8 protein-coding genes are annotated in these 12,526 nt (G+C 65.1%); 4 read left to right on the plus strand and 4 right to left on the minus strand.

Going from position 1 to position 12,526, the window contains the following annotated elements:
• Nucleotides 1–79: 79 nt before the first annotated feature.
• The 3 genes from ACVW1B_RS34330 to ACVW1B_RS34340 form a co-directional block, all read right to left on the minus strand.
• Nucleotides 80–2,146 (minus strand): TonB-dependent receptor, encoded by a 2,067-nt coding sequence (locus ACVW1B_RS34330; protein ID WP_253605872.1) that lies wholly within the window; start codon nt 2,144–2,146, stop codon nt 80–82.
• A gap of 622 nt (nt 2,147–2,768) precedes the next feature.
• Nucleotides 2,769–4,265 (minus strand): NAD-dependent succinate-semialdehyde dehydrogenase, encoded by a 1,497-nt coding sequence (locus tag ACVW1B_RS34335; RefSeq protein ID WP_253605871.1) that lies wholly within the window; start codon nt 4,263–4,265, stop codon nt 2,769–2,771.
• Between the two features lie 241 nt (nt 4,266–4,506).
• The gene (locus tag ACVW1B_RS34340; RefSeq protein ID WP_092080983.1) at nt 4,507–4,830 is read right to left on the minus strand and encodes a hypothetical protein; all 324 of its coding nucleotides are present in this window, start codon (nt 4,828–4,830) and stop codon (nt 4,507–4,509) included.
• Nucleotides 4,831–5,175: 345 nt separating this feature from the next.
• Here ACVW1B_RS34340 and ACVW1B_RS34345 point away from each other — a divergent pair, with 345 nt between their 5' ends.
• Together ACVW1B_RS34345 and ACVW1B_RS34350 are read left to right on the plus strand one after the other, a co-directional pair.
• Nucleotides 5,176–6,369: a serine hydrolase domain-containing protein gene (locus ACVW1B_RS34345; protein ID WP_092080985.1), complete on the plus strand. Its 1,194-nt coding sequence runs from the start codon at nt 5,176–5,178 to the stop codon at nt 6,367–6,369.
• Between the two features lie 316 nt (nt 6,370–6,685).
• On the plus strand, nt 6,686–8,398 hold the full coding sequence (locus ACVW1B_RS34350; RefSeq protein ID WP_253605870.1) for an AMP-binding protein: 1,713 nt from the start codon (nt 6,686–6,688) through the stop codon (nt 8,396–8,398).
• A 170-nt stretch (nt 8,399–8,568) separates the two neighbouring features.
• On the opposite strand, the gene ACVW1B_RS34355 is transcribed toward ACVW1B_RS34350, so the two are convergent.
• On the minus strand, nt 8,569–9,570 hold the full coding sequence (locus ACVW1B_RS34355) for an adenosine kinase (protein WP_253605868.1): 1,002 nt from the start codon (nt 9,568–9,570) through the stop codon (nt 8,569–8,571).
• Nucleotides 9,571–9,836: 266 nt separating this feature from the next.
• Between ACVW1B_RS34355 and murJ the strand changes: the two genes are divergently transcribed.
• Nucleotides 9,837–11,375: a murein biosynthesis integral membrane protein MurJ gene (murJ, locus tag ACVW1B_RS34360; RefSeq protein WP_253605866.1), complete on the plus strand. Its 1,539-nt coding sequence runs from the start codon at nt 9,837–9,839 to the stop codon at nt 11,373–11,375.
• A 66-nt stretch (nt 11,376–11,441) separates the two neighbouring features.
• Complete coding sequence (gene trpS / locus ACVW1B_RS34365) at nt 11,442–12,494, plus strand: tryptophan--tRNA ligase (RefSeq protein WP_076824511.1); 1,053 nt, start codon at nt 11,442–11,444, stop codon at nt 12,492–12,494.
• The last annotated feature ends 32 nt before the right edge of the window (nt 12,495–12,526 follow it).

Consider the following 12,526-nt stretch of genomic DNA (forward strand, 5'->3'; position numbering starts at 1 on the left):
ATCTTTCGCAACACAGCCGGGACGACTGAGCGGCCACCGCACACCAGCGTGTGGCGCGCGATGGCCCTCGGCTTTTCTGCTAGAAATCCACTGTCATGGAAAGCCACAGCGTCCGCGGCATGCCGCTGATTACATAACAGGTTGGATTGCCGATCCAGTAGTGCTTGTCGAACAGATTGGTCAGTGACGCCCTGAAGGTGGTCGGACGCCCCGCGAGGGTCGTCGCGTAGCGCGCACCGATGTCGAAGGTCGCCCAGGCGGGAACGCTTTGGACGTTGTCGGCATTGACATAGGCCCGGCTGGTGTAGATGGCGCGCGCCGTCGCGGTGAGGCCGGGCACGAAGGGCGTATCCCATTCGACACCGAGATTGCCCTGCAGGTCGGGCGCGCCGATCGCGTGATTGCCGTCGTAGAGGTGGCCCTGCGTTTGGGTAAGCCGGGCATCAAGCCAGGTCACGCCACCGAGAACGCGGACGCCGGGCGTGACCTCGCCGAAGGTATTGAGCTCGATACCGCGGTTTCTCTGCTCGCCATCCAGACTGTAGATCTTGGTGACGGGATCGATCACACCGCTCGGTTGGCTGATCTGGAACGCCGCAAGGCTCGCACCGAAGCCTCCGAGATCGAGCTTCGTGCCGACCTCGACTTGTCGCGTCTTGAACGGCGCAAACACCGCATTGGTATTCACCGCGCCAGAGGGCGGCGTCGGCCCCGGCGTCAGCCCTTCGATGTAATTGGCATAAAGCGAGAGTTGCTTGATCGGCCTCACCACCAAGGCGATCGAAGGCGACGTCGCGCTATCGTCGTAGTGCGTTGTTTCCAGGCCGCTGACTGGATTGAAGCTGTTCGCGATCACCTGCTGCTGGCGCGCGCCCACGATCACCTGCAACAGGCCCCCCATAGTCGTGATGGTGTCGGCAACACCGACGCTACGCAGCCCGAGGAAGCCGGACTTGCCCTCCGCGAATGTCGATACCGGCGTGCCGGCGGTCGTCAGCAAGGTCGGTCTGTAGATGTTGGTCAGGTAGGTCGCGTAGTTGGTCTGGCCGAGCCAGTCCGTCCGGTTTTGCGCGCTGCCGCTGACCACGACCTCGTGGCCGACAGGACCCGTGTCGAAACGCGCGCGTATACCCGCCTCGCCGGAGGCGCCCTCCGACTTGCCGGTCTGGAACCGTGACGTGCCCAGGGCATCGCCTGCGGTGTTGAGCAGCGTGGCACCGGGATCTTCCTGCTTGTCGTAGCGGAACTGGTTGCCGCCGATCGCACCAAACAGGGTGACGCTGTTGCTGAGATCGTATTCGGCCCTGGTCAAGCCGGTCAGGCTCTGCGACCGCGCATAGTCAAACGGCTGCGCGAGATTGATGCGCGGATCGGGGGCGCTCGGCATGGCGATGCCGGGCACGGGCGTGTAGCCGCGCTGGGCCGCCTTCATCCAGTCGTCCTGGGAGATGATGTCCGCCGACCAGCGAAAGCGCTCTCCACGATAGTCCACGCCGAGCGAGCCCACGCCGTTGCGCGCCGACTGCCGATCGATCGTGGTGTTGCCGCCATCGATCCCGCCGTTGAAGCGAACGCCCCATTCCTTCTGTTCGCCATAGCGGCGTGCGAGGTCCAGCTCCGTTCCAAAACGTCCATCCGAGATGTAGCCGGCGGTCAGGCGCGTGATGTCCTCCGCCGCCCGCTTCGTCACGACATTGACCGTGCCGCCGATGCTGCCTTGCGGAGCCATTCCGTTGAGAAAGGCACCCGGCCCCTTGAGCAGCTCAATGCGCTCGATGGGAGCCGGATTGACGCGGTAGGCTGGAACGAGGCCGTAGAGTCCGTTCAAGGCGATTTCGCTGTTCTCGACCCGGAAGCCGCGAATGGTCAATGCGTCGTAACGGTTGCTGCTGCCGATCGCAGCACGCACCGACGGATCGGAATTGGTCAGCACTTCCGCAACGCTTGTTGCCTGCTGATCGCGGATCGTCTTCGCGGTGTAGCTCGTCAGGCTGTACGGGGCCTCCATATAGTCCTTGTTGCCGAGCAGGCCGAGTTGCCCGCCGCGCGCGACCTGGCCGCCGATATAGGGCACAGGTAACGCCGCCTGCTGCGCGCCGGCCGTCGGCGTGGCCGCAGCCTGCGTCGCGTGCTCGCGCCTGCTCACCTGACGCAATGCCGACGAGCGCACTGAGTGCGACGACGACGGCCTCCGAACCGGCGTGGCTCGATGCTGCGGGGCGGTGACGACGACTGGAGGCAGCGGCGCAACACTGCTCGCGGGTGGTTGCTCCGGAGACTGGGCGAGCGAAGGGACCGCGGAAAGGAGGAGAGACGCGCACGCGAATTGGAATGCGCGTGGAGCGTTTGAACTGACGAGCATGAGGTCCCCGGATTCTTCCTGGCTTCGCCTCGAACATCATCAGGGTTCGAGCACGACCACCGGGGCATAAGCAGCATGCGTTGTGAGGCCAACTAGAACGCATCTAAGCGACGGGGATAAAGCTTGCCGCGCAAGACGACATTGATGCGGCAGATTCCGCGTTTCGCTTATTCCGTCCTTGAAATGGCGAGGCGCGTACGCGGTTCGATCGCCCGACAGACGCTCTCGAGGTTAGAGAGATTCTTGATGCGATCGTCGCTGCGCTCCGCGCGATACATCCAATCGTCGTGATGAATTGTCGCAGACCGCGAATGCCGGCGGACGGAGCGATCGACAACGACAATCGATGAATTCACGGGCATGCGTCCCCTCGCCCGCCAGGGCGAAGGGACACGCAGCCCGGCGATCAGACGCCGGCCATCATCACGTATTTGATCTCGACATATTCATCCATGCCGTGGCGCGAGCCTTCGCGGCCGAGGCCCGATTCCTTGACGCCGCCGAACGGCGCCACTTCGGTCGTGATCAGGCCGGAGTTGACGCCGACCATGCCCGACTCCAGCGCCTCGGCGACGCGCCAGACGCGGCCGATGTCGCGCGAATAGAAGTAGGAGGCAAGGCCGAACGGTGAGGCATTGCACATCGCGATCACGTCGGCCTCGTCCTTGAAGCGGATCACCGGCGCGAGCGGGCCAAAGGTCTCTTCGTGCGAGACCAGCGCGTCCGGCCGCACATCCGACAGCACCGTCGGCTCGAAGAAGCTGCGGCCGAGCGACGAGCGCTTGCCGCCGGTCACGATCTTGGCGCCGCCCTTGACAGCGTCGGCGATATGCCGCTCGACTTTCTCGATCGCTTCCATGTTGATCAGCGGCCCCTGCGTCACGCCCTGCTCCGTGCCGTCGCCGATCTTCATCTCCGCGACCTTCTTCGACAGCTTCGATACGAACGCGTCGTAGATCTTGTCCTGGGCATAGAGACGGTTGGCGCAGACGCAGGTCTGGCCCATGTTGCGATACTTCGAGACGATGGCGCCTTCGACGGCGGCATCGATATCGGCGTCGTCGAACACCACGAACGGCGCGTTGCCGCCGAGCTCGAGGCCGAGCTTCTTCACGCCGACCGACGCCTGCCGGTACAGGATCTTGCCGACCTCGGTCGAGCCGGTGAAGCCGACGAAGCGCACCGCCGGATGCTCGCACAGCACCTTGCCGATCGGCGGCGCATCACCGGTGATGATGTTGAACACGCCCTTCGGCACGTCGGCCTTCTCGGCCAGCGCAACGAGCGCGAGCGCGGACAGCGGCGTCTCGTTGGCGGGCTTCAGCACCACGGTGCAACCGGCCGCCAGCGCCGGCGAGACTTTGCGGGTGATCATCGAGTTCGGGAAATTCCATGGGGTGATGGCGCCGCAGACACCGATCGGCTGCCGGATCGCAAGCAGACGCGCGTCCGGACGCTGGGTCGGGATCGTCTCGCCGTAAACACGCCGCGCCTCTTCCGCGAAGAATTCGACATAGGCGGCGCCGATATCGACCTCGCCGAGCGCTTCCGCCAGGGGCTTGCCCTGCTCGGAGGTCAGGATCAGCGCGAGGTCCTCGCGGTTGGCGATGATCAGATCGAACCATTTGCGCAGGATGTTGGAGCGCTGTTTCGCGGTCAGCTTGGCCCAGGCCGGAAACGCGCGCTCGGCGGCCTCGACGGCCTTGGTCGCGTCATCGGCGCTCAGCTGCGGGATCTTGATCAGCTCGACGCCGGTCGCCGGATTGTTGACGGCGAATTCGGGGGTACCAACCCAGGCGCCGTCGATGTAGCAGCGGTCGCGCAGCAGCGAGGGGTCCTTCAGGCGGCTTTGCAGGGAGGATGCTGCGGATTGGGTGGCGCGTGCGGCAACGGGCGGGGTCATGGCGTTACTCCTGTCATTTCTGGAATTTCTTGGGGGTGTTCGCCGCCTATATAAGCGGAAAGCCGCTGCGATGCACCGGCGCCGGGCGCGACCCTGCTTGGACGCAAACGCGGCGCGATTGTTGGAGGGTTGTCATTCCGGGGCGGCTCTAAGAGCCGAACTCGGAATCTCGAGATTCTCGGTGCGCAGTTGCGCACCTGAGGGTTCGATGCTGCGCATCGCCCCGGAATGACGGCTCTGATCAGACCGCGCCGCCGGACATATAGGTTTCACGACGCCCGATCATGCGCTCGGCCGCGGCCTTGGCGTCCGCCTTGGTCGAGGTCGCGCAGGTCCGGTATTCGAGGTCGGCCTGGGCCCGCGCATCGCGGCGGCCGAACCAGGATTTGGCGCCGGTCTGCAGCAGCGCCAGCGCCCGCGCGACATTCTCGACGGCCTCGAACGAGTGCAGCGCGCCGGTACCTGCGTAGCGGACTTCGTAGAGACCTGGGCTGATCGGCGCTTCGATATTCTCGCCGCGGCCCGGCCGCGGATAGCGCTTCCATTCACTCCATGTCGAAATCATTGCTGCGCCCCCGCAAGGCGGGAAATGACGAATCTTTTCGTCAAATCCGGTCCAATCCGCCGCACCGTTTGTGCAGCGATCTGAATGCGTTAATGCAAATAATCAGGTACGAAAATCATTCCTTGATCACGTTACCGTGGCCACCCGCGAAGGTCACCGGGACTTGCTCGAAGTCCCCTGCAAAATCTGCGCGCGTGGTGAACGCCTCCCGACCAAGGCCGTTCCTGGCGGCCGGCCTTCACGACATCGCGACGTCGTCGCATCGCGCCCGCCTTGCGGGAGCGGAAAAGCGGGAGGATGATCCGCCCACTTCAAAACAATAAACCCCACCGGAGGAAGCCCCCAATGCAGAGCAAGGCTCAGATCGATCAGGTATTGCGCCAGAAGAGCGAGGCAAAGGAAATTCCCGGCGTGGTCGCCATCGCGGCCACCGGCAAGGACGTGATCTACGAAGGCGCGTTCGGCCAGCGCGACCTCTCCAAGAGCGATCCCATGACGGCGGACAGCGTGTTCTGGATCGCCTCGATGACCAAGGCGGTGACCTCGGCGGGCGCGATGCAGCTCGTCGAGCAGGGCAAGCTCTCGCTCGACGAGCCGATCGGCAAGCTGTTGCCCGATCTCGCCGCGGTGCAGGTGCTCGACGGCTTCGACGCCAAGGGCGAACCGCAACTGCGGCCGGCGAAAAAGCCGATCACGCTGCGCCAGCTCATGACCCACACCGCCGGCTTCGCCTACGACATGTGGGACGGCAATCTCGGCAAGTATCTGGAAAAGACCGGCACGCCCGGCATCATCACCTGCCTGAATGCCGCGCTGAAGACGCCGATCATGACCGACCCCGGCACGCGCTGGGAATACGGCACCAATATCGACTTCGTCGGCAAGGCGGTGGAGGCCGCATCCGGCAAGAAGCTCGATGCCTATCTGCGCGACAACGTGTTCGCGCCGCTCGGCATGAGTGACACCGCCTTCAAGATCTCTGACGACATGCGCAAGCGGCTGGTCGGCATGCACGCCCGCGGCGAGGACGGCACGCTGGCGGCAATCCCGTTCGAGCTCGAGCAGAATCCTGAATTCCACATGGGCGGCGGCGGCCTGTATTCGACCGCGGCCGACTACATCAAGTTCTGCCAGATGATCCTCAACAAGGGCAAAGGCAACGGCAATCAGGTGCTGAAGGCCGAGACGGTCGCGACCATGGGGCAGAATCACATCGGCGAGCTCACCGTCGGCAAGATGACGACGGCCTTGCCGATGTACACCAACGATGTCGATCTCTATCCCGACATCGTCAAGAAGTGGGGCTTGAGCTTCCTCATCAACACCGCCAAGACGCCGGAAGGCCGCAGCGCCGGCAGCCTCGCCTGGGCGGGCCTTGCCAACACCTATTACTGGATCGATCCGTCGCGCGACGTCTGCGGCGTGATCCTGACCCAGCTGTTGCCGTTCGCCGACAAGCACAGCCTGGAAGCCTTCGCAGGCTTCGAGAAGGGCATCTATGCCGGGCTGGATGCCGGCAGCGGGCAGAGGGCGGCGTAAGGCTCGATGAGATAAGTCGTACCAGCCGTGACGGGACTCCTCTCCCTCTCCCCGTTCTTACGGGGAGAGGGTTGGGGTGAGGGGCTGCTTCCGCGCAGACGGTCGCAATTGGACTCGCAGAGACTCCCCCTCACCCGGATCGCATCTTCGATGCGATCCGACCTCTCCCCGCACGCGGGGCAAGGTGAAGCGGAACCCGTCGCCGCTACAATCGAAAACCACACCCGCCATAGGTCGGGCCTGTCCGATCGGCGCCAAACGACTAAGATCGCGCAAAAAGCGTGACGACACGAACACGACCACGAGGAGGACGAGCTTGGCACCCACACCCAAGGGAGACAGCAAGGCCGACAGCTATGTCTGCGGCATTTCCGATACGCCGCTGCTCGGTGAGACCATCGGCCGCAGCCTCGACCGCGCACGGGCGCGCTGGGGCGAGCGCGAGGCGCTGGTCTCGCCGAGTCACCATGTGCGCTGGACCTGGAACGAATTCGCCGAGCGCGTCGATGCCTTGGCGGCGGGCTTCATCGCGCTCGGGCTGCAACGCGGCGAGCGGATCGGCATCTGGTCGCTGAACCGCCCGGAATGGACGCTGACGCAATTCGCCGCCGCGAAAGCCGGACTGATCCTCGTCACCATCAATCCGGCCTATCGCCTCAGCGAGCTCGAATTCGCACTCGGCAAGGTCGGCTGCGCCGCGATCGTGACGGCGACCGCATTCAAGACCTCGGCCTATATGGAGATGCTGAACACGCTGCTGCCCGAGCTTGCGAGCTCCGAGCCCGGCCATCTGCGCTCGGCGCGGCTGCCGCAACTGCGCGCCGTGATCCAGATCGGCGGACCGGCGGCGCCGGGCACCATTCCGTTCGATGCGGTATCGCAGATGGGCGGCGATCGCCCTCGCGAGCAGCTTGCGGCGCTTGGCGCAAGCCTGCAGTTCGACGATCCGGTCAATATTCAATTTACGAGCGGCACCACCGGCTCGCCCAAGGGCGTGACGCTGACCCATCACAACATCCTCAACAACGGCTACTTCACCGGCCTCGCCATGCGGCTGACCGAAGCGGACCGCATCTGCATTCCGGTGCCGCTCTATCACTGCTTCGGCATGGTGATGGGCAACCTCGCCTCGGTCACGCTCGGCACCACCATGGTCTATCCCGGCGAAGGTTTTGATCCGCTGGCGACGCTGACGACGGTCGCGCAGGAGAGATGCACGACGCTGTACGGCGTGCCGACCATGTTCATCGCCGAGCTCGACCATCCCGACTTCGCGCGCTTCGACTTGTCGTCGCTGCGCACCGGCATCATGGCCGGCGCGCCCTGCCCGATCGAGGTGATGAAGCGCGTCAATACCGAGATGAACATGCGCGAGGTGACGATCGCCTACGGCATGACCGAGACCAGCCCGGTGAGTTTCCAGAGCGCGACCGACGATCCGCTGGAGCGCCGCGTCTCGACCGTCGGCCGCATCCATCCGCATGTCGAGGTCAAGGTGGTCGATCTCGACGGCAAGGTGATGCCGCGCGGCGAACGCGGCGAGCTCTGCACCCGCGGCTACAGCATCATGCTCGGCTATTGGGACGAGAAGGAAAAGACCGGCGATGTTCTCGACGCCAATGGCTGGATGCACACCGGCGATCTCGCCGTGATCGACGACGAGGGCTACTGCAACATCGTCGGCCGCATCAAGGACATGGTGATCCGCGGCGGCGAGAACCTGTATCCGCGCGAGATCGAGGAATTCCTCTACCGCCATCCGAAGATCCAGGACGTGCAGATCTTCGGCGTCGCCGACGAGCGCTATGGCGAGGAGCTGTGCGCCTGGGTCAGGATCAGGCAGGGTGAAACGCTCACCGCCGACGAGGTCCGCGCCTTCTGCCATGGCCAGATCGCCCACAACAAGATCCCGCGCTATGTCGAGTTCGTCGAGGAATTCCCGATGACGGTGACGGGGAAAATCCAGAAGTTCGTGATGCGCGACGCGGTCGAGCAGCGGCTCGGATTGAAGGCGGCGAAGACGGCGTGATCTCTCTTCTCCCTCGCCCCGCTCTTGCGGGGAGAGGGTCGGGGTGAGGGGCCGCCTCCGCAAACTGGATGAAGATGAGTACGCGGAGACTCCCCCTCACCCGGATCGCATCTTGCGATGCGATCCGGCCTCTCCCCGCAGGCGGGGCGAGGCGAGAAAGAGCGGCGCCCTTAAACCAGCAGCCCCTGCTGCTTCGCCAGATCCTGCAGCGACACCAGCGGCCGGGCGCCGATGTGCTGGATCACCTCGGCGGCGGCGAGCGCGCCGAGCCGGCCGGCATTCTCATGGCCGACATTGCGCACGAGACCGACCAGGAAGCCGGCGGCGAACAGATCGCCGGCGCCGGTGGTATCGACCAGCCTGTCGATCGGCGAGGCCGGCGCCGCGACGACGCTGTCGCCTGATATCACGACGCAGCCCTTCTCGCTGCGAGTGACGACGCCGAGCTTGGTGTCCTTGCCGAACTGCTTCAGCGCGGTGTCGAAATCCGAGGTCTGGTATAGCGAGTGCAGCTCGGACTCGTTGGAGAACACCAGGTCCACGATGCCCTTGCGCATCAGATCGAGGAATTCGTCGCGGTAGCGATCGACGCAGAACGAATCCGACAGCGTCAGCGCGACCTGGCGGCCCGCGCCATGCGCGATATCAGCCGCCTTCACGAAAGCGTCCTTGGCGTTCTTCGGATCCCAGAGATAGCCCTCGAGATAGATGATGCTGGCGGCTGCGATCTGGTTCGGATCGATATCGTCCGGCGTCAGATCCTGCGCGGCGCCGAGATAGGTGTTCATGGTGCGCTCCCCGTCCGGCGTCACCAGGATGTAGGAGCAGCCGGTGGCCGGTCCGGTCCTGGCCGGCGCGGTGTCGAAGGCGACGCCGGCGGCGCGGATGTCGTGGACGTAGAGCTTGCCGATCTGGTCGTCCTTGACCTTGCCGACATAGGCGGCGCGGGCACCGAGATTGCCGACGCCGACGATGGTGTTCGCGGCCGAGCCGCCCGACATTTCGGTCGCCACCCCCATGTCGCTGTAGATCGCGGTGGCGCGCGCCTCGTCGATCAGTTGCATCGAGCCCTTGGTCATGCCGTGACGGGCAAGGAACCCCTCGTCGGTCTGCACCAGCACGTCGAAGATCGCGTTGCCGATCCCAAGAACGTCGTATTTTGCGTCAGCCATAGACCTGCCCTGTGTTAACGCCACCCAACAAGAGTGGCGGCCTATCACGTTACGCCTCGGGGCAGCAAGGGAAGCTATTTGGGCGAAACCCTGTCAGCATTGCGCTCTGCCAACCCGTCATCCTGAGGAGCGCGTAGCGCGTCTCGAAGGATGAACGGCCCGACTTTGGCCGATTCATCCTTCGAGGCTCGCCGAAGAGGCTCGCACCTCAGGATGACGGGACTGACACCGCTGGCAGCAACGCAGGCTGCTGCTATAGAGACGCAATGTTCCGCTCATTCCTCACGGTCTCCTCGGGAACGCTGGCCTCGCGACTGCTCGGCTTCGTGCGCGATTCCGTGATCGCGGCGCTGCTGGGCACGGGACCGGTGGCGGATGCCTTCCTGGCGGCATTCCAGCTTGTGAATGTTGTGCGACGGCTGTTGTCCGAGGGCGGACTGAATGCCGCCCTGGTGCCGGCCTGGCTGAAGGCGCGCGATGCCGGCGGCATGGACGCCGCGACCGCCTTTGCCGGCCGCGTGCTCGGCACCGTCAGCGCCGCGGTGATCGCATCCGCGCTCGTCATCGGCGTGCTGATGCCGCTGGTGATCGCGGCGATCGCGCCGGGGTTCGTCGGCCGCGACACGCTGCAATTCGCCGTCGACGACGCGAGGCTGATGCTGCCCTATCTCGCCTTCGCCGGCCCGGTCACCGTGATGATGGCGCTGCTCAGCGCGCAGGGGCGCTTCGCGCTGACCGCGTTCTCGCCGCTGTTGTTCAACATCGCGCTGATATCCGTGATGGCCGTGCTGCTGGTGCGGCAGCAGGAGCCGGCGCAGGCCGCGATTGTCATGGCGGCAACGATCGGCATCGCCGGCTTCCTGCAACTGTCGATGCTGGCGCTGCGCGGCGCAAGGCTCGCCTCGCCGCTCCGCGTGTCCTTCGATCCTGACATGCGCGGCTTTCTCGGCCGCGCGATCCCCGGCATGGTCGCGAGTAGCGCGCCGCAATGGCTGATGGTGGCAGGCGCGGTGATCGCATCGACCTCGCCGTCGGCGGTGTCCTGGCTCTATTTCGCCAACCGCCTGCTCGAGCTGCCGCTCGGCATTGTCGGCGTCGCCATGGGCACCGTGCTGATCCCGGAGATGACGCGCGCCGTGCGCAGCGGCGAATCCAGCGCGATCGCGCATGCGGAATCACGTGCCCTCGAGCTCGCGGTCGGGCTGGCGCTGCCGGCGACGCTCGGCCTGATGGTGCTGAGCGAACCGATCGTGCGGATGCTGTTCGAGCACGGCGCGTTCACCGCCCAGGATAGCGCGGCAACCGCGCAAGCCTTGATCTGGCTGACGCTGGCCTTGCCGGCGCATGTGCTGGTGAAGGCGCTGTCGCCGGCATTCTTTGCGCGCGAGGACACGCTGACGCCGCTGCTCGCGACGCTGAAGGCGGTCGTGGTGACGATCGCGGCGGCCTTTCTGCTCGGGCAGATCTTCGGTGCGAGCGGAATTGCCGCAGGCATCGCGCTCGGCGCCTGGAGCAACGCACTGGCACTGATCCGCAAGGGGGCCGCGACCTTCGGCTTCTCGATCGACGCCGATGCGCGCCGCCGGCTGCCGCGCATCCTGGCCGCGGCGCTCGCGATGGGCGCCCTGCTCTGGCTCGCGGAGGGCGGGCTGCCGTCGGCCGGTAGCCACGGTTTCGTGCAGGCAGCCTCCCTGCTCGTGCTGATCGCGGCAGGTATCGCCGCTTACGGGCTGTTCTTGCAGCTTTTCGGCGTCACCGGCTGGCGCGAGGCGGTTAACGCCGTCCGGCAAAGGCGCCCCGCCTGACTTGCGCGCGCGGAGCTTAAGTGGCAAACGACGCGGCAAAACTAGCCATTTCCGGGAATCGAGACCATGGCGTTCGTTGAACGGGTTTTCTCAGGCGTCCAGCCGACGGGCAATCTGCACCTCGGCAACTACCTCGGCGCTATCGTCAACTTCGTGAAGATGCAGCAGACCCACAACTGCATCTATTGCGTCGTCGACATGCATGCGATCACGCAGGGCGTCGAGGTCTGGGGCGGCCCGGCCGAGCTCGCCCGCAACACCCGCGAGGTCACCGCGGCCTTCATCGCCGCGGGCATCGATGCCAAGAAGCACATCGTGTTCAACCAGAGCCAGATCGCCGGCCATGCCGAGCTGACCTGGATCTTCAACTGCGTCGCGCGGATCGGCTGGCTGAACCGCATGACGCAGTTCAAGGAGAAGGCCGGCAAGGACCGCGAGAACGCCTCGGTCGGCCTCTACGACTATCCGGTGCTGATGGCCGCCGACATCCTGCTCTACCGCGCGACCCATGTGCCGGTCGGCGAGGACCAGAAGCAGCATCTGGAGCTGTCCCGCGACATCGCGCAGAAGTTCAACAACGATTTCGCTGATTCAATTCGTGGTCATGGTTTCGCCGACGGCCTGTTCTTCCCGCAGCCCGAGCCGCTGATCACGGGGCCGGCGACGCGGGTGATGAGCCTGCGCGACGGCACCAAGAAGATGTCGAAGTCGGATGCGTCGGACAATTCGCGCATCAACCTCACCGACGACGCCGACACCATCGCGCAGAAGATCCGCAAGGCGAAGACCGATCCGGAGCCGCTGCCGTCCGAGGAGAAGGGTCTGGAAACCCGCCCCGAGGCCGACAACCTGGTCGGCATCTACGCGGCGCTGGCCGGCATCTCCAAGCAGGAGGTGCTGACGCAGTTCGGCGGCGGGCAGTTCTCCAGCTTCAAGAACGCGCTGGTCGAGGTTTGCGTCGCGAAACTGGCGCCGATCGCCTCCGAGATGAAGAAGCTGGTCGCCGATCCCGGCCATGTCGACGCGGTCCTCGCCGACGGCGCCAACCGCGCCCGCGGCATCGCCGACGAGACCATGCGCATCACCAAGGACATCGTCGGCTTCATCCGCCCGCGCTGACGCGCGAGGCAGGAAGTGCGCGCTCCCTCTCC

It is taken from the genome of Bradyrhizobium sp. USDA 4502, assembly GCF_054063355.1.

Coding starts and splice junctions, on each gene's coding strand:
- ACVW1B_RS34335 (WP_253605871.1), bottom strand. CDS start 4,265: ATGACCCCGCCCGTTGCCGCACGCGCCACCCAATCCGCAGCATCCTCC.
- ACVW1B_RS34340 (WP_092080983.1), bottom strand. CDS start 4,830: ATGATTTCGACATGGAGTGAATGGAAGCGCTATCCGCGGCCGGGCCGC.
- ACVW1B_RS34345 (WP_092080985.1), top strand. CDS start 5,176: ATGCAGAGCAAGGCTCAGATCGATCAGGTATTGCGCCAGAAGAGCGAG.
- ACVW1B_RS34355 (WP_253605868.1), bottom strand. CDS start 9,570: ATGGCTGACGCAAAATACGACGTTCTTGGGATCGGCAACGCGATCTTC.
- murJ (WP_253605866.1), top strand. CDS start 9,837: ATGTTCCGCTCATTCCTCACGGTCTCCTCGGGAACGCTGGCCTCGCGA.
- trpS (WP_076824511.1), top strand. CDS start 11,442: ATGGCGTTCGTTGAACGGGTTTTCTCAGGCGTCCAGCCGACGGGCAAT.